Below are 16,458 nucleotides of genomic sequence, written 5' to 3' on the forward strand. Positions count from 1 at the left end.
ACTGCCCTGCATCGTTCGTTGGTTTTTCGTAAAGAAGGTTTCATGTTCCGTTCGCATAGTGGCCATGCACCGCGCACCCGTGCCGGTGACCACCCCCAATGCAACGGACCACCATGCAGACCCGACACCTGACGATCGCCGTGGCGATCGCGCTTTCCGCCACCGCCAGCGCCCATGCTGCCACCGCCGCCGATACCGGCGCCAGCACCGATGCCGCGCTGAGCGCGCAGACGCTGGATACCGTCTCCGTGATCGGCCAGGGCGAGACCCGCCAGGTGCAGCGCATCACCGCCGTCGACAAGCAGGTGCTGCCGCCGGGCACCAGCGGCCAGAAGATCCTCGATCGCCTGCCGGGCGTGTCGGTGCAGTCCAACGACGCCTTCGGTGCCAACGAGGAATCGCAGACCATCAGCCTGCGTGGCTTCGACAAGAGCCGCCTGGGCTACACGCTGGACGGCATCCCGCTGGGCGACAACAGCTACGGCAACTACAACGGCCTGAGCATCGCCCGCGCGATCATCGCCGAGAACCTGGCCGGTGCCGAGCTGTCGCAGGGCATCGGTTCGCTGGGCGTGGCCTCGACCAGCAACCTGGGCGGCACCATCCAGTACTTCTCGATGGACCCGTCCACCGAATTCGGCGGTCGCGCCAGCGTCACCGTTGGCGACAACAGCCAGCGCCGTGGCTACCTGCGCGTGGATACCGGCGACATCAACGGCTTCTCGGCCTACGTGTCCGGCGTGCACCAGGACCAGGACATGTGGGCTGCGCCGTACCAGAACCAGACCACTCGCCAGTTCAACGCCAAGGCGGTGTGGAACGTGGGCGACCATCGTTTCGGTGCGTTCGTGGCCACCTCGCGCGCCAGCCAGGCCAACTACGCCTACCTGTCCAAGGACATGCTGGCCCGCGGCCTGGGCTATGACTGGAACATCTACGCACCGGACTGGGATCGAGCCGTGGCTGCTGCGTACTGCGCGCCGGGCACTCTGGACCGCAGCAAGTGCAGGTTCAGCGGTGGCGTCACCAGCATCGACGATGCGTACTACCAGAGCCGTGCACTGCGTGACGACAACCTGTACTCGGTGGATGCCGACCTGCGCCTGGGTGAGCAGGGGCGCCTGAAGCTGCTGGCCTATCACCACGACAACCGTGGCCAGGGCCACTGGTGGGCACCGGGCCAGCCGTCCTACCCGGGTACCGACAAGATGCTGCCGATTTCGATCCGCAGCACCAACTACACGATCAACCGCGATGGCCTGACCGCCGCGCTGTCGTGGACGGTGGGCATCCACGAACTGGAAGCCGGCCTGTGGTACGAGCAGAACGACCATAACGTTTCGCGCAACTTCTACTACATCAGCGGCCCGTTCCTGGACGACCTGTACCTGAAGAACCCGGACCGCCTGCTGTTCAACCAGGACTTCGACATCCGCACGCGCCAGTTCTACGTGCAGGACCGCATGCGCTTCCTGGACCAGCGCCTGACCGTGGACGTGGGCATCAAGAGCCCGAACACCCGCATGCGCGCCACCGCCAACCCCGGCGTGGAAACCAGCATCGCCTCGGGCACGCTGACCGCCAAGGAATCGGTGCTGCCGCAGGTGGGCCTGGGCTTCAAGCTCAACGCCAACAACGAGCTGTTCGCCTCCTACGCCGAGAACATCGCCGCCTTCGTCGGCGGTGGCAGCGGCGGCCCGCTGCAGGTGTCGCCGGAATCGTTCGCGGCCAGTGCTGGGCTGGAGCCGGAGAAGTCCAAGAGCCTGGAAGCCGGCTTCCGTACCTTCGGCGAGAAGTACCAGGCGTCGATCGCGGGCTACAACGTGAAGTTCGACAACCGCCTGCTGTCGCTGAACCCGTGCTCGAGCATCGAAGTCGGCACGCGTCCGGAGTGCGTGACGCGCTTCATCAACGTCGGTTCGGTGAAGAGCTACGGTGCGGAACTGACCTTCATCCTCAAGCCGATCGACGGCCTGCAGTGGTACAACGCGCTGTCCTGGAACAAGACCACCTACGAGGACGACTACCTGTCCGGCGGCGCGGTGGTGCCGGTGGCCGGCAAGATCACCGTGGATACGCCGCAGCGCATGGCCTCCAGTGAAATCAGCTGGAACCGCGATGGCTTCTTCGCCAGCCTGCGTGCCAAGTACACCGGCAAGCGCTACTACACCTACACCAACGACCAGTCGGTGCCGGGCGTGACCACCTTCGACGCCGGTGCGGGCTACGATTTCGGCCCCGGCCTGGGCCTGCGCAACGTTCGGGTGTCGTTGAACGCGACCAACCTGACCAACAAGCGCTACGCCGGCCAGCTGAGCTCGTTCGCGCCGACTGATCCGAAGGGGACGCGTTATGCGATCCATGCGAGCGCACCGCGGCAGTTGTTCATGACGGTGGCGGCAGAGTTCTAAGTCGAAAGCGTTGCCCCGCGGCGTCTTGATTATCGTCGCGGGGCAGGGCCGGATGGGCCGGCGCAGGACACGCCGTAAACCCATCCATGGGGGCTCGATGGCGCCATCCATGGCGCCAACGGTCCTGCGCCGGCCCATCCGACCCTGCTCGACGGTTTCCCGCGCCACGGTGCGGAAGGCAAAGAAGAGCAAAAAGCAAAGAGCCGGGCATTGCCCGGCTCTTTGCTTTTCAAGCGCAATCCCTTCGGCGCGGTGATGTGCTGCCGCCCGCGCGGGAAAATGTCTGGCGGCGGTGGGGCACCCTGGCCAGGACCGTGAGGCGCATGGATGCGCCGATCGAGCCCCCATGGATGGGTTTACGGCGTGTCCTGGCCAGGGTGCCCCACCGCCGCCCAGCGACATCAATCGAGGCGCCAGCGCATCATCCCGCCAACGCATTTCATTCCGGCGCCAGCTGGTCCATCCGTATCCGGTTGGCGAACAGCGAGAACGCCAGCATCCCGGCCAGGCCATTCGCCCGGCTCACCCAGTGCGGCAGCCAGCGCGGCGGCTTCAACACCCCCGCCTCGAACAACGGCGCGAACGCGATCGCATCGGTCAGGCTCATCTTGCCGGCAAACAACCAGCGGCAGACCTGCAGGCGGTCCTCGGCCAGCATGTGGCGGAAGAAGGTGTGCACCGACACCAGGCCGCGCAGGTACACCGTGTCCTTGGTGAAGGCCAGGCCGCCACTCGGCGGTACCCCACGGAACACGCGCTGTGCCGAGGCGAAGCTCTCCTCCGCGTTCTGCCCGGCATCGCAGAAATAGCGGAACACTTCGATGAAATCAGCACCTTCGCGGGCCATCGCAATCGCTTCGGTACGCAGGCTGATGCGCTTGAGGCGCTCGATGTCGATGCTGCCGGTGATCTGCTCGGCAAAGGTGGCCAGCCCTTCCTGGGTTGCCGTCACCCGCGGCGAGGACAGTGCCAGGCTCGGCAGCACCGGCTGCTCGCGGCCGTTCAGGGCGGTCAGCGAATGCACCAGCGCTTCATGGTGGAACAGCTGCGCGCGGTCGTAGGCACTGAAGCGCGCACTGGTGCGCAGGCGGATGCGGGTCGGGCCTGCAGCCGCCTTGGACACCAGTTCCGGATCCAGCTGCACCTGGATGATGCGTGATTCGAAGAAGGCGTCCAGATCGTTCTGCAGCTGCAGTTGCAGCGCGATGGCCGAAACCGGCACCTGCTCTTCCGGTGCCAGCAGTTCGTGGTCCAGCTCGGCGGCAATCTGGATGAAGTGGCGCGCCGCTTCGCGCGTGCTCGGGCCATTGCCCGGCAGCGGCTGCTCGGGTGCGCCGAACAGCTGCACCGAACAGGAGTCGACGGCAGCAGTGCCCAACCCTTCCAGCAGCTGTGCAGCCAGGTCCCAGCTCTGCGCCGACTGCCGCACGTAGTGACCCAGCGGATGGCTGTCGTCGCAGTCGGCGGCGATCGCGGCCAGTGCGCGGCGTTCTTCGCTGAAGTCCAGCTTCGGGTAATCCACCTTCGGCAGTACCGGCTGGCCACGCGCCACGCTGGCCAGGAACGGCGCCTGCACCGTGGCTGGCCAGCTGGTCAGGCCCAGCAGGCGGATGCCTCCCACGGCCTCGACCAGGCGCGCATCGAGCGCTGCATGGTGGGCCACGTCACGGTCCAGCGTCGCAGTCGGTTCCATGCGCGGACTATAGCGCCCTGCCCGCGCGTTGGTAGGTGCAATGGATCGGGTAGCTGCCAACCTTGGTTGGCATCCGCTGAAGGCGGACTTCGGATACATCCGTGCCAACCAAGGTTGGCACCTACCAGGAGCGGGCAGTTGGCACCCACCCGAAGCAGGCAGGCGCGAGTTCATTGCAGGGGTCAGAGCCCATTGCGGTGCAATGGGATCCGACCCCGCGATACCGATCAACGCCTGCGCGGCTTGCCTGCCGGGCGGAACTGCTGGCCCTTGCCCTTCTTGCCACCGCGTTCCTGCGCGGTCTCGGCCTGGCGTACTGCCAGCTTGGCGGCAGCGGCGGCCACTTCTTCCTTCAGCTTGAAGTAGTTCAGCAGCCGGCTCTCTTCAATCTCGCCAGCCTCGATCGCTGCACGCACGGCACAGCCCGGCTCCTGCTGGTGCTTGCAGTCGTTGAAACGGCACTGTGCGGCCAGCGCTTCGATGTCCGCGAACCCACCCTCGGACAGGGTCTCTTCGCCGGTCGGCTTCAGCTCGCGCATGCCGGGGGTGTCGATCAGGCAGGCGCCGGTCGGCAGCGGCATCAGCGCGCGGTGCGTGGTGGTGTGGCGTCCACGCGAATCGTTGGCGCGCACTGCGTTGGTCTTCATCCGCTGCTCGCCGAGCAGGGTGTTGGTCAGCGTGGACTTGCCGGCACCGGAGGAACCGACCAGCACCACCGTGCGGCCCGGGCCCAGCCACGGCTGCAGCACCGCCACGCTGTCGGCATCCAGGCCGTTGATCGCATGCAGCGCGATGCCCTGCATCTCCAGCTCTTCCAGCACCGCCAGCGCATCCTCGCTGTACTCGGTCTGGTCGGCCTTGGTCAGCACCACTACCGGTTCTGCACCACCACCACCGACCAGCAGCAGGTAGCGCTCGATGCGGCGCGGATTGAAGTCGGCATCCAGGCCACAGACGATGAACACCGTATCGATGTTGGCGGCGATCACCTGCTGGTGGTAATGCTCGCCGGCCGCACCGCGCTTGATCGCGGTACGCCGCGGCAGCAGGGCGACGATGCGGATGCCATCGAGCAGCACCCAGTCACCCACCGCTGGCCGTTCATGGCTGGGGAAGCGCGGTCGCTGCCATTCCGGCAGCGACTCGGCCTTGATCGACGCATCCGGGCCATCGGCCACCACGTAATGGGTGCGGTGCTGTTCGATCACCCGTGCCGGGCGGGCCTGCGGATGTGCGGCCATCGCGGCCTGCCAGTCGGCCTGCTGCGCCGGGCCCGGCCAGGGCCAGCCAATGGTCTGCAGGGCGATGAAATCGGGGGTCTGGGTCATCGCCGCCATTCTACCTGTGCCGGCGCCCTGCCAGCCCAGCAATGACGGGCCTGGAGCCCTTGCCATGCATTGCAGCAATTCCGGTAGGATGGAAGCCCCATGCCTTTTGACGGCCCAGCTCCCATGTCCACCAACTCGCCCAAGCCCCTGGCCATCCGCGAGCGCCTTTCCGAAGTGCGCTACGAAATCCGCGGAGAACTGGCGCGGCGAGCCCGGGAGCTGGAGGCGCAGGGCCGCAAGCTGATCAAGCTCAACATCGGCAATCCCGGCGCCTTCGGTTTCCGCGCGCCGGAGCACCTTCAGCGTGCAATCGCCGACGACATGGGCCGCACCGACCCCTACACGCACCAGCAGGGCCTGCCGGTCGCGCGTGAAGCCATCGCCAGCTACTACGCCCGCCGTGGCGCGCCCGATGCGCACCCGGACCGCGTCTTCCTCGGCAATGGCGTCAGCGAACTGATCGACCTGTCGCTGCGTGCGCTGCTCAATCCCGGCGACGAAGTGCTGGTGCCCTCGCCCGACTACCCGCTGTGGTCGGCCTCGACCATCCTCAACGATGGCCGCCCGGTGTACTACCGCTGCGCACCGGAGAACGGCTTCCAGCCGGACCCGAGCGAGATCGAGACGCTGGTGTCCTCGCGCACCCGCGCCATCGTGCTGATCAACCCGAACAACCCCAGCGGCGCCAGCTACCCACGCGAACTGCTGGAGCGCGTGGTGGAGATCGCGCGCCGCCACAACCTGCTGTTGCTGGTTGATGAGATCTACGACCAGATCCTGTACGACGACGCGGTGTTCCAGCCGGTCGCGCCGCTGGCCGGTGATCATCCGTGCCTGACCTTCAGCGGCCTGAGCAAGGTGCACCGCGCCTGCGGCTGGCGCGTGGGCTGGGCCCACCTCAGCGGCGATGATGCCCGCCTGGGTGACTTCCGCGCGGCGCTGGACCTGCTCGGTGCGCTGCGCCTGTGCGCCAACGTGCCGGGCCAGTACGCCATCGAGGCAGCGGTGAACGGCCCGGACACCATTTCCGAGCTGTGCACGCCGGGCGGCCGCCTGTACGAAACCCGCCGTGCGGTGATCGAAGCCTGCGAAGCCAGCGAACACCTGTCGCTGGTCGCGCCGGCCGGCGCGCTGTACGCGTTCCCGGCCGTGGTCGGCGCCGCGGCAAAGGGCTTCGACGACCACAACTTCGCGCTGGACCTGATGAACAACGAGGGCGTGCTGGTGGTGCCGGGCTCGAGCTTCAACGTGCCCTACCGCCACCATTTCCGCGTGACCCTGATGCCGGAAGCCTCGGTGATGCGCGATGTATTCGCGCGCATTGACCGTGCCCTGGCCCGCCGTGCCGAGGACGCGACCAAGGTCGTGCCGCTGAAGCCGCGCCGTTCGGTGGCCTGACCTGTGACCCTGTCCTACCTGGCGCTGGGCGATTCGTACACCATCGGTGAAGCGGTTGCAGTCGAAGGCCGCTGGCCGCACCAGCTGGCTGCCGCGCTGCGTGCACAGGGCACTGAGCTGTCCGATCCGCAGACCATTGCGACTACCGGCTGGACCACCGACGAACTCGATGCGGGCATCGATGCGGCCGCGCCGCAGGGGCCGTTCGATTTCGTCAGCCTGCTGATCGGCGTCAACAACCAGTACCGTGGGCGTCCGCTGGACGAATACCGCAGCCAGTTCCAGGCGCTGCTGCAGCGGGCCATCGGTTTCGCTGGCGGTGATGCCGGCCGCGTGCTGGTGCTGTCCTTCCCCGATTGGGGTGCGACCCCGTTCGGCGCCGGCAGTGGCCGCGACCTGGCCACGATCGAGATCGAGACCGACGAATTCAATGCGGCTGCCGAGGTGATCAGCACCCAGCAGGGCGTGGCCTTCGTCGACATCACCGATATCAGCCGCGCGCAGGGCGAAGACCCGACGATGATTGCCGAGGACGGCCTGCACCCTTCGGCGCGGATGTACGCGCTGTGGAGCGCGCGCGCTCTGCCGGTGGCCGCGCATCTGCTTGGCGGCACGGACTGAGGCGATGGACGGCACGCCACGGAACGGCACGCCCCTGCCCTGCACGCCCCTGACCGCCCCGCAGGCCCGCGCGATCGCAGAAGCATTCCGGCCAGCGCAGGCCTGGGGCAGCCGCCGCGACTACTACTACACCCGCGGCAAGCTCGGCAGCGATCCGCTGTACGACGGCGTGCTGCAGCATCTGCCTGACGATGGGCAGCCGGTGCTGGACCTGGGCTGCGGGCTGGGCCTGTTCGCCCATGTGCTGCGCCAGCGCGGCGGTACCCAGCATTACCTGGGCGTGGACGTGGATGCCGGCAAGATCACCCGCGCGCAACGTGCTGCCGCCGACCTGCAGGACGTGCGCTTCGACTGCGTGGATGTGCAGGCGCCGCTGCCGGCGCAGGCCGGGCACGTCCTGCTGCTGGACGTGCTTCAGTATCTGGACGCGGGCCCACAGCAGGCCCTGCTGCGCGCGGCCAGCGCGCAGGTGGCCCACGGCGGCTGCCTGTTGCTGCGTACACCGCTGGCCACCGGCGATGGCCGCGACCGCACCACACGGGTGGCCGACCGGCTGGCCTGGCTGATCGGCTGGATGGGCACACGACCGCGCCACTATCCCGATCCGCAGGTGCTGCAGGCGACATTGATCGAGGCCGGATTGCAGGTGACGTCGCCCCGGCCGCTGCACGGGCGTACCCCCTTCAACAGCTGGCTGCTGGTGGCGCACCGCATCCGGTAGCGTCGGGCCATGCCCGGCGGATTCCATCCATGCCGCTGCGCTCGCCGGGCGTGGCCCGGCGCTACCGGTTATCCGGCCGGCAGCTGCGCCTTCAGCCCGCGCTCGTGCAGCGCCTGCAGCACGCGCTCGATGATCACCAGGTTGTGCCCATGGGCGGCACCTTCGTGCAGCAGCACGATCGCGCCCGGGCGCAGGTCTGGCAGCAGCCGTGCCAGCACGCCGTCCGGCGTGCAGCCGACGCCGTCGTAGCCGCGCGCGCTCCACCCTACCCGGACCAGCCCCAACCGCTGCAGCACCGGCGCCACGAACGGATTGGTCATGCCCACCACCGAGCGGTACCAGCGCACCGGCTGGCCGCTTACCGCCTGCAGGGCATGCTGGCAGCCCTCGATCTCGGCGCGCATCGCCGCCGGGCCCAGCCGCCAGAAGCGTGCCTGCGGATGGCTGTGGCTGTGATTGCCCAGGTCGTGGCCACGGCGCAGAATCTCGGCGACCAGTTCCGGCTGCGCCAGCGCACGTTCGCCCACCAGGAAGAAGGTGGCGCGCGCCTGGTGGCGGTCCAGCAGGTCGAGCACGGCGCGGGTTTCCGGGCCAGGACCGTCATCGATCGTCAGCCATACCGTGTTGCCGGCCTCCGGCAGTCGGCTCAGCACCGGCGCATAGAAGCGGCTGTTGGGCAGGAACACCGGCACCATGAACAATGCGTGGCTGGCCACCATCAGCGGCAGCCCCCACTGCCAGCCGTCCAGGGCCCAGACCAGGATCACGACCAGCTGCGACGCCACCAGCCAGGGCAGCCAGCGCCAGGGGCGGGCCGGGATGCGATGCAATGTTCCTGCGTTGCTCATCCCCCATGATGCCATGGGGGTTAGAATTGATGATTCGAATTCCCGGAAACCCGACGTCCATGTCCCTCGATCCCGCCCTGCGTTCGCGCATCGAATCCATCCTCAACGCCAACCGCGTCGTGCTGTTCATGAAGGGTCAGCCGTCGATGCCGCAGTGCGGTTTCTCGGCCAAGGCCGTGGGCGCCCTGCAGGACCTCGGCGTCGAGTTCGCCCACGTCAACGTGCTGGCCGACCAGGAAATCCGTGAAGGCATCAAGGCCTACGGCGACTGGCCGACCATCCCGCAGCTGTACATCGACGGCGAGCTGGTCGGCGGCAGCGACATCGTGCTGCAGATGGCCGCCAGCGGCGAGCTGAGCAGCGTGCTGGGCCTGGCTGCGCCGGACCGTACCCCGCCGAGCATCACCGTCACTCCTGCCGCCGTGGAAATGCTCAAGGGCGCGCTGGCCGATGCTCCGGGCGCTGCCCTGCAGCTGTCCATCGACGCCGGTTTCCAGCCGAACTTCCAGCTGGCCCCGCACGACGAAGGCGCGATTGCCGCCGAGTCCAACGGCCTGCGCGTGCAGTTCGACCTGGCCAGCGCGCGTCGCGCCAACGGCATCACCATCGACTGGGTGGACGACATCCGCGGCAAGGGCCTGGCGATCGACAACCCGAACGCGCCCAAGCCGGTGCAGGAAATCAGCGTGCGCGATGCCGACGACCTGGTGCGTGCCGGCAACATCACCCTGGTGGACGTGCGCCCGGCCGACGAGCGTGAAATTGCCGCCGTGGGCGTGCCGTTCAAGAGCTTCGACGGCAACGGCCGCGCCGCGCTGGAAGCCCTGCCGAAGGACACCGCGCTGGCCTTCATGTGCCACCACGGTGGCCGCAGCGCGCAGGCCGCCGAGCAGTTCCGCGCCCTCGGCTTCACCAAGGTGTTCAACGTCACCGGCGGCATCAACGCCTGGTCGGAAGACGTGGACAACGGCGTGCCGAAGTACTGATCGGCACTGAAAAAGGGGACGGAGGGGATTAAGTCGTTTTTGCCATAAACGACTTAATCCCCTCCGTCCCCTTTTTCTTAGCCGGCGAACCCGCCTTCGGCCAGGTAATCCAGTTCTTCCGGCGTGGGGATGCGGCCCAGCACGGCGTTGCGATGCGGGAAGCGCCCGAAACGGCGGATGATGTCGCGGTGCAGTTCGGCGTACTGCAGGTATTCCTTGTCACCCAGCACGTCGAACATCGCCACCGAGCGGTCCTGGTCCAGCGGATCCTCGGAGTGCTCGAACGGCAGGTAGATGAAGGCGCGCAGCTTCGGCACCAGCTGCAGGTCCAGGCCCTCCTCGATGGCACGCATGGCGTAATGCCGGGCCAGGCCATCGGTGGCGTAGGAATGGGCAGTGCCCCTGAAGCAGTTGCGCGGGAACTGGTCCAGCAGCAGCATCAGGGCCAGCGCCCCTTCGGCACTGCCCAGCCAATGCTCGCGCCCGCGCGAAGCGGCGGCGAAATGCTCATCCAGAAACAACTGGCGGAACTGCGCGTCGAACGCGTCGTCGCGGGCGAACCACTTCGCAGGGCCCGCCTCCTTCCAGAATTCCACCACTTGCGCGGCAACGTCCATTACCTACTCCCAAGCCCGGACGCCCCGCGCCCGGCCTTCATCATCATTCGTCGAAGCGCAGGTGGCGGACCGACTTGCCGTTGCGCCGGATAAGCTTAAGCGCCTCGATGCCGATCTGGATATGGTTTTCCACGAACTGGGAGCTGACCTTGGCATCGGAGGCCTCGGTCTTGACCCCGTCCGGGATCATCGGCTGGTCCGAAACCAGCAGCAGCGCGCCGCTGGGGATGTGGTTGGCGAAGCCGGCGGCGAACACCGTGGCCGTTTCCATGTCGATGGCCATGCAGCGCATTGCCCGCAGCCGCTCCTTGAAGGCCTCGTCGTGCTCCCAGACCCGGCGGTTGGTGGTATAGACGGTGCCGGTCCAGTAATCGTGGCCGAGGTCGCGGATCATGGTCGAAACCGCACGCTGAAGCGCGAAGGCCGGCAGCGCCGGTACTTCCGGCGGCAGGTAGTCGCCCGAGGTACCCTCGCCACGGATCGCCGCGATCGGCAGCACCAGGTCGCCCAGCTGGTTCTTGCGCTTGAGACCACCGCACTTGCCCAGGAACAGCACCGCCTTGGGCATCACCGCCGACAGCAGGTCCATGATGATCGCGGCATTGGGACTGCCCATGCCGAAGTTGATCATGGTGATGCCATCGATGGTGGCACTGGCCATCGGCCGGTCCAGGCCGATGACCGGCGCGCCGGTCAGCTCGGAAAACGTATGCAGGTAGCCGCCGAAGTTGGTCAGCAGAATGTGCTGGCCGAACTGGTCCAGCGGTACGCCGGTATAGCGCGGCAGCCAGTTGTCGACGATTTCCTGCTTGCTCTTCATGGGCAGTCCGGTACGGCGGGGGACCGGGTATTTTCAGCCACCCGGCCGGTGCCGTCGAGCCACCGTCGGCAGGCCTGTGAAGAAGGTCACTTGGCAATCCCGCCGCCTCCGGGCTAGCGTCGACGGTTGGACCAGGCTGCAAGGGGAACTGCATGGCATCGACGTTGTTGCGCGCTGGGGTAGCCCTGGCACTGCTTTCATTGAGCACGGCTCCGGCGGTGGGCGCCTCGCGCTTCGTCGCCGATCCCTACCCCAGCACCTACCAGGCGCATCCCGATGCGCCGGTGCTGATCCAGAACGCCACCGTGCTGACCGGCACCGGCCAGCGCCTGGACAATGCCGACGTGCTGCTGCGCGAGGGCCGCATCGTCGCCGTCGGCCGCCAGCTGCAGGCCGATGCCGGTGTCACCCGCATCGATGCGCAGGGCAAGTGGGTCACCCCTGGCCTGATCGACGTGCACTCGCACCTGGGCGTGTACCCCAGCCCCGGCGTCGGCGCGCACAGCGACGGCAACGAGATGACCGCACCGGTCACCGCCAACGTCTGGGCCGAGCACTCGGTGTGGCCGCAGGACCCGGGCTTCGCCACCGCGCTGGCCGGCGGCGTGACCAGCATGCAGGTGCTGCCGGGCTCGGCCAATCTGGTGGGTGGCCGCGGCGTGACCCTCAAGAACGTACCCGCGGTGACCTACCAGGCGATGAAGTTCCCCGGTGCGCCCTGGGGCCTGAAGATGGCCTGCGGCGAGAACCCCAAGCGCGTCTATGGCGAAGGCAAGGGCGTTGCCCCCGCCACGCGCATGGGCAACGTGGCCGGCTACCGCGCCGCCTTCATCGATGCCGCCGACTACATCGCCAAGAACAAGCCGAAGCCGGCCAAGCGCAAGGGCTGGTTCGGCAGCGACAAGGGCGACAGCGCCGGTGATGCCGGCGGCAAGCGCGATCTCAAGCTGGACACGCTGGCCGGTGCGATCGAAGGCGACATCCGCGTGCACATCCACTGCTACCGCGCCGACGAGATGGCCACCATGCTCGATCTGGCCAAGGAATTCGGCTTCAAGGTAGCCGCCTTCCACCACGGCGTGGAGGCCTACAAGCTGGCCGACCGGCTGGCCGCCGACGGCGTCTGCGGTGCGCTGTGGGCCGACTGGTGGGGCTTCAAGATGGAAGCCTTCGACGGCATTCCGGAGAACATCGCGCTGGTCGACCGGCCGAAGAACAGCTGCGCCATCGTCCACTCCGATTCACCCGAGGGCATCCAGCGCCTGAACCAGGAAGCAGCCAAGGTGATGGCGTCCGCGCGCCGCGCGCGCATGCCGGAGATCACGCCCGAACACGCCATCACCTGGATGACCGCCAACGCCGCCAAGGCGCTGGGCATTGAAGGCCAGACCGGCACCCTGGAGGCCGGCAAGATGGCCGACGTGGTGGTCTGGAACGGCAACCCCTTCAGTTCGTATGCGCTGGCCGAGCAGGTCTTCATTGATGGCCGCAGGTTGTACGACCGCAGTGCACCGGCAGCGACGCCGCGTTCCGATTTCCAGCTTGGCCAGGAGGTGCGCTGATGGGCGTGTTGAGCAAGCGTCGCCGGGCATGGCCCGGCGCTACCTTGGTTGCGCTGTTGTTGATGACAACCGCAGCCTCGGCGCAGGACCTGCTGGTGCGCAACGCAACGGTGCACACCGCCAGCGCACGTGGCAGCCTGCAGAACGCCGATGTGCTGGTGCAGGGCGGCATCATCCGCGCGGTGGGCAACGGCCTGTCGGCGCCGGCCGACGCCAGCGTGGTCGAGGCCAATGGCCGTCCCCTGACACCGGCACTGTTCGGTGGCATCACCGAGACTGGCATCGAAGAAGTTTCCGGTGAATCGAGCACGGTGGACAGTTCGTTGAAGCTCGGTGAGCAGCCACTGCGCCCGGAATTCGACGTCACCCTCGCCTACAACCCGGCCTCAGTGCTGATTCCGGTCACGCGCCTGGAAGGCATCGGCTTCACCGCGCTGGGCGCTGCCACCGGCGGTGGTTTCGTGGCCGGCCAGGGCGGCGTGATGCGGCTCGATGGCAGCACCGATCCGATCGGCCCGCGTGCCCTGTTCCTGCGCATCGGCGCAGCGGCCTCAGAACTGACCGGCCATTCGCGTGCCGCACAGTGGATGCTGCTGCAGCAGATGATCGACGAGGCGCGTGGCCAGGTGGCTGCGGACTCGCCGCATGCATTGCTGACCCCGGCCGGGCGCCGCACGCTCAGCCGCTACCTGGCCGGCCAGGGCCGCATCGTGGTGGAAGTGGACCGTGCCGCCGATATCCGCCAGCTGCTGCGCTGGGCCGCCCGCGAGAAAGTGAAGATCGCCATCGCCGGCGCCAGCGAAGCCTGGCAGGTCGCGCCGGAGCTGGCCGCCGCACAGGTGCCGGTGTTCGTTGACGTGCTGGCCAACCTGCCGGCCAGCTTCGACCAGATCGGCGCCACCCTGGAAAGCACCGCGCGCCTGCAGCGTGCCGGCGTGGCGGTTTCCTTCGTGCAGCGCGGCGACGCCACCCACAACGCGCGCAAGATGCGCCAGCTGGCCGGCAACGCAGTGGCCAACGGCCTGCCGTGGGCCGATGGCCTGGCCGGCCTGACCCGGGTGCCTGCACAGGCGTTCGGGGTGGCCGATCAGATCGGCAGCATCGAGCCCGGCAAGCGCGCCGACCTGGTGCTGTGGGAGGGCGATCCGCTGGACGTGGCGCACTATGCCGAGCAGGTCTGGCTGGGCGGCCGTGCGATGCCGATGCGCTCGCGCCAGACCGAACTGCGTGACCGCTACCTGCAGCGCAACGCGCAGCCCTGACCGCACACGAGGACACACCGATGGCGACACTGCGCTGGTACTTCGACCTCATCTCGCCCTACTCCTACCTGCACTGGCAGAAGCTGAAGCAGCTGCCGCAGTTCGCGCAGATCCAGACCGTGCCGATCGCCTTCGGTGCGGTGCTGCATCACCTGGGCAACCTCGGGCCGGCCGAGATTCCGGCCAAGCGCCGCTTCATCTACCGCCAGCTGTTGTGGACCGCGCAGGCCGAGGGCACACCGCTGCGATTCCCGCCCGGCCATCCGTTCAACCCGCTGCCCGCCCTGCGCCTGTGCCTGGCCGCGGGTGCCAGCGTGCAGGCGGTGGACGTCCTGTTCGACTGGATCTGGCGCGACGGCAACGCGGCCGACAGCCCTGACGCCCTGCGCGAACCGGCCGCACAGCTGGGTATTGACGATGTCGCCAGCGCCATCGCCGACCCGGCGGTGAAGGAGCAGCTGCGCCGTAACACCGAGGCCGCAATTGGCGCCGGGGTGTTCGGTGTGCCGACCCTGGCTATCGATGAGGAGCTGTTCTGGGGCAACGACGCGCACCCGCTGATGGCGGCGGTGCTGGCCGATCCGGGCCTGCTGCGGCAGCCCGAATGGCTGCGCCTGGCCACCCTGCCGGTGGCGGTGCAGCGCAGTCGCTGAACAGGGCGTGGCGCGTTTCCCTCGCGCGCCTGCCTGGAATTTGAGATAGATTTCACGTTTCCGAACCTACAACCGCCCTGGAGGGGGAGCCGCGGATGCGCATCGGAATCGTCGTCGACTCGGCCTGCGACCTGCCGCCGGACTTCATCGCCACCCACAACATCGTGCTGCTGCCGATCACCGTACGCATCGGCGAAGCGGTGCTGGCCGATCATCGCGATGAACAGGCCACACTGAGCTTCCTGCACGCGCACGTGGCCGAACACGGTGCTGAAGCGGAAACCATCCCCTTCAGCGTCAACCAGATCCGCGACCTGTTCCTGCAGCAGCTGGTGATCGATTACGACCACGTGTTCTGCATGACCATCACCAAGACCCGCAGCCCCATCCATGACAACGCGCTGCAGGCCAGCTTCGCCATCCTCAACGACTACAAGCCGGTGCGGCAGGCGGCGGGTTACAACTCGCCGTTCGCGCTGCGCGTGCTCGACACCCAGAACCTGTTCGCCGCGCAGGCGGTGACCGCAGTGGAAGCGGTGCGCCTGCGCGACAGCAACGCCAGCGTGCAGCAGATCCGCGAGCGGCTGGAGGAGCTGGCCAGCAACGTGCACGGCTACATGGTCACCCGTGACCTGTACTACATGCGCGCGCGTGCGCGGCACAAGGGCGACCGCAGTGTCGGCCTGCTCAGCGCCGCACTGGGCAGTGCGCTGGACATCAAGCCGGTGCTGCACGGTTACCGCGGCGAGACCGGACCGGTGGCCAAGATCAAGGGCTTCGACAACGCCGTGCAGAAGTTGTTCGCGGTAGTTGGCCAGCGCGTACGCGCCGGGCTGATGACACCGACGGTGTGCGTCAGCTACGGCGGTGAGCTGGAAGAGCTGCGCACCCTGCCCGGCTATGCACAGCTGAAAGAGGTCTGCGCCACCCATGGCGTGACCGTGTACGAATCGGTGATGAGCCTGACCGGCATGGTCAACGTCGGCAAGGGCGCGGTCACCGTGGGCTTCGCCGATGGGCCGCATCGGTTCGAGTGAGGCCCCGACGCGGCGCGGATCTGCACATCGATTCCACCGCGGTTGTGCCAGTCTTCCCGCACTTCAAGGAGAACTCCATGCCTGCGCAGTACCACATCAGCCTGCCCGACCCGTCCAAGGCCCGCGGCAACGATCCTGACCTGTCCTTCCATTCGCAGGGCGCCGCCGGTTTCGCCGAAGAGCTGCAGGACGCCCTGCGCAGCGGCACGCTGTTCGAGCGCTGGAAGGCCAAGCAGCCTGACCCGGACGCGGTGGAACCGCAGTGGGGCGTGACCGATCCGGACGCCACCGTGACCGGCGAGCAGAAGGACCTGCGCATCAATCTGGTGGCCACCACCCGCATCGACAGTGACGTGTTCAAGCAGCGCCTGCGCCTGCTGGCCGGCAGCCACTGGGAACTGCGCGACGTGCGTTGAGGCACCCGCCCGCCGGGCATGGCCCGGCGCTACCGTGCCCGTGTCGTGATCGACCCGGTGCCGATGACCATGCTCTGGTAGACGC

The 16,458-nt window shown here is 67.6% G+C and carries 15 protein-coding genes; 10 read left to right on the forward strand and 5 right to left on the reverse strand.

Annotation, left to right across the window (positions count from 1 at the left end; all coding sequences use genetic code 11):
* Nucleotides 1-113: 113 nt before the first annotated feature.
* Complete coding sequence (locus MG068_RS17400) at nt 114-2,411, forward strand: TonB-dependent receptor (RefSeq protein WP_132810763.1); 2,298 nt, start codon at nt 114-116, stop codon at nt 2,409-2,411.
* Nucleotides 2,412-2,850: 439 nt separating this feature from the next.
* Here MG068_RS17400 and MG068_RS17405 read toward each other — a convergent pair whose 3' ends face one another.
* Entirely contained in the window at nt 2,851-4,104 is a 1,254-nt protein-coding gene (locus tag MG068_RS17405) for a flavohemoglobin expression-modulating QEGLA motif protein (RefSeq protein WP_132810764.1), read from the reverse strand.
* Nucleotides 4,105-4,331: 227 nt separating this feature from the next.
* Nucleotides 4,332-5,441 carry a ribosome small subunit-dependent GTPase A gene (gene rsgA, locus MG068_RS17410; RefSeq protein WP_032129866.1) on the reverse strand — a complete coding sequence of 370 codons (1,110 nt, stop codon included), beginning with the start codon at nt 5,439-5,441 and terminating at the stop codon, nt 4,332-4,334.
* Between the two features lie 114 nt (nt 5,442-5,555).
* Here rsgA and MG068_RS17415 point away from each other — a divergent pair, with 114 nt between their 5' ends.
* From MG068_RS17415 to MG068_RS17425, 3 genes are read left to right on the forward strand one after another with little or no spacing between them, the layout of a single operon-like run.
* Nucleotides 5,556-6,830, forward strand: a complete 1,275-nt coding sequence (locus MG068_RS17415; protein ID WP_032129867.1) for a pyridoxal phosphate-dependent aminotransferase — start codon at nt 5,556-5,558, stop codon at nt 6,828-6,830.
* A 3-nt stretch (nt 6,831-6,833) separates the two neighbouring features.
* A complete protein-coding gene (locus MG068_RS17420; RefSeq protein WP_032129868.1) occupies nt 6,834-7,451 on the forward strand; it encodes an SGNH/GDSL hydrolase family protein in 618 nt (205 codons plus the stop codon).
* A gap of 4 nt (nt 7,452-7,455) precedes the next feature.
* Nucleotides 7,456-8,172: a class I SAM-dependent methyltransferase gene (locus tag MG068_RS17425; RefSeq protein WP_132810765.1), complete on the forward strand. Its 717-nt coding sequence runs from the start codon at nt 7,456-7,458 to the stop codon at nt 8,170-8,172.
* A 68-nt stretch (nt 8,173-8,240) separates the two neighbouring features.
* On the opposite strand, the gene MG068_RS17430 is transcribed toward MG068_RS17425, so the two are convergent.
* Nucleotides 8,241-9,020: a polysaccharide deacetylase family protein gene (locus tag MG068_RS17430; RefSeq protein WP_132810766.1), complete on the reverse strand. Its 780-nt coding sequence runs from the start codon at nt 9,018-9,020 to the stop codon at nt 8,241-8,243.
* Between the two features lie 59 nt (nt 9,021-9,079).
* Here MG068_RS17430 and grxD point away from each other — a divergent pair, with 59 nt between their 5' ends.
* A complete protein-coding gene (gene grxD / locus MG068_RS17435; RefSeq protein WP_032129871.1) occupies nt 9,080-10,006 on the forward strand; it encodes a Grx4 family monothiol glutaredoxin in 927 nt (308 codons plus the stop codon).
* Nucleotides 10,007-10,083: 77 nt separating this feature from the next.
* Here the strand turns inward: grxD and MG068_RS17440 are convergent, their stop codons facing one another.
* Together MG068_RS17440 and MG068_RS17445 are read right to left on the reverse strand one after the other, a co-directional pair.
* Entirely contained in the window at nt 10,084-10,623 is a 540-nt protein-coding gene (locus MG068_RS17440) for a DUF924 family protein (RefSeq protein WP_006384394.1), read from the reverse strand.
* A gap of 43 nt (nt 10,624-10,666) precedes the next feature.
* A complete protein-coding gene (locus tag MG068_RS17445) occupies nt 10,667-11,443 on the reverse strand; it encodes an AMP nucleosidase (RefSeq protein ID WP_005414446.1) in 777 nt (258 codons plus the stop codon).
* A 152-nt stretch (nt 11,444-11,595) separates the two neighbouring features.
* On the opposite strand from MG068_RS17445, the gene MG068_RS17450 reads away from it, so the two are divergent.
* The 5 genes from MG068_RS17450 to MG068_RS17470 all read left to right on the forward strand — a co-directional run bounded on the left by MG068_RS17450 (nt 11,596) and on the right by MG068_RS17470 (nt 16,373).
* Nucleotides 11,596-13,005: an amidohydrolase gene (locus tag MG068_RS17450; RefSeq protein WP_032129872.1), complete on the forward strand. Its 1,410-nt coding sequence runs from the start codon at nt 11,596-11,598 to the stop codon at nt 13,003-13,005.
* Nucleotides 13,005-14,267, forward strand: a complete 1,263-nt coding sequence (locus MG068_RS17455; RefSeq protein WP_132810767.1) for an amidohydrolase family protein — start codon at nt 13,005-13,007, stop codon at nt 14,265-14,267. The genes MG068_RS17450 and MG068_RS17455 overlap by 1 nt, the downstream gene beginning before the upstream one ends.
* Nucleotides 14,268-14,287: 20 nt before the next feature.
* Nucleotides 14,288-14,920 carry a 2-hydroxychromene-2-carboxylate isomerase gene (locus MG068_RS17460; protein WP_049421816.1) on the forward strand — a complete coding sequence of 211 codons (633 nt, stop codon included), beginning with the start codon at nt 14,288-14,290 and terminating at the stop codon, nt 14,918-14,920.
* A 95-nt stretch (nt 14,921-15,015) separates the two neighbouring features.
* Complete coding sequence (locus tag MG068_RS17465) at nt 15,016-15,957, forward strand: DegV family protein (protein ID WP_032129875.1); 942 nt, start codon at nt 15,016-15,018, stop codon at nt 15,955-15,957.
* A gap of 77 nt (nt 15,958-16,034) precedes the next feature.
* Entirely contained in the window at nt 16,035-16,373 is a 339-nt protein-coding gene (locus tag MG068_RS17470; protein ID WP_005414449.1) for a hypothetical protein, read from the forward strand.
* Nucleotides 16,374-16,458 lie beyond the last annotated feature (85 nt).

The sequence above is a fragment of the Stenotrophomonas sp. ASS1 genome (assembly GCF_004346925.1).
GTDB classification, from domain to species: Bacteria; Pseudomonadota; Gammaproteobacteria; order Xanthomonadales; family Xanthomonadaceae; genus Stenotrophomonas; species Stenotrophomonas maltophilia_A.

Coding starts and splice junctions, on each gene's coding strand:
- MG068_RS17400 (WP_132810763.1), top strand. CDS start 114: ATGCAGACCCGACACCTGACGATCGCCGTGGCGATCGCGCTTTCCGCC.
- MG068_RS17405 (WP_132810764.1), bottom strand. CDS start 4,104: ATGGAACCGACTGCGACGCTGGACCGTGACGTGGCCCACCATGCAGCG.
- rsgA (WP_032129866.1), bottom strand. CDS start 5,441: ATGGCGGCGATGACCCAGACCCCCGATTTCATCGCCCTGCAGACCATT.
- MG068_RS17415 (WP_032129867.1), top strand. CDS start 5,556: ATGTCCACCAACTCGCCCAAGCCCCTGGCCATCCGCGAGCGCCTTTCC.
- MG068_RS17425 (WP_132810765.1), top strand. CDS start 7,456: ATGGACGGCACGCCACGGAACGGCACGCCCCTGCCCTGCACGCCCCTG.
- MG068_RS17430 (WP_132810766.1), bottom strand. CDS start 9,020: ATGAGCAACGCAGGAACATTGCATCGCATCCCGGCCCGCCCCTGGCGC.
- grxD (WP_032129871.1), top strand. CDS start 9,080: ATGTCCCTCGATCCCGCCCTGCGTTCGCGCATCGAATCCATCCTCAAC.
- MG068_RS17440 (WP_006384394.1), bottom strand. CDS start 10,623: ATGGACGTTGCCGCGCAAGTGGTGGAATTCTGGAAGGAGGCGGGCCCT.
- MG068_RS17445 (WP_005414446.1), bottom strand. CDS start 11,443: ATGAAGAGCAAGCAGGAAATCGTCGACAACTGGCTGCCGCGCTATACC.
- MG068_RS17450 (WP_032129872.1), top strand. CDS start 11,596: ATGGCATCGACGTTGTTGCGCGCTGGGGTAGCCCTGGCACTGCTTTCA.
- MG068_RS17455 (WP_132810767.1), top strand. CDS start 13,005: ATGGGCGTGTTGAGCAAGCGTCGCCGGGCATGGCCCGGCGCTACCTTG.
- MG068_RS17460 (WP_049421816.1), top strand. CDS start 14,288: ATGGCGACACTGCGCTGGTACTTCGACCTCATCTCGCCCTACTCCTAC.
- MG068_RS17465 (WP_032129875.1), top strand. CDS start 15,016: ATGCGCATCGGAATCGTCGTCGACTCGGCCTGCGACCTGCCGCCGGAC.
- MG068_RS17470 (WP_005414449.1), top strand. CDS start 16,035: ATGCCTGCGCAGTACCACATCAGCCTGCCCGACCCGTCCAAGGCCCGC.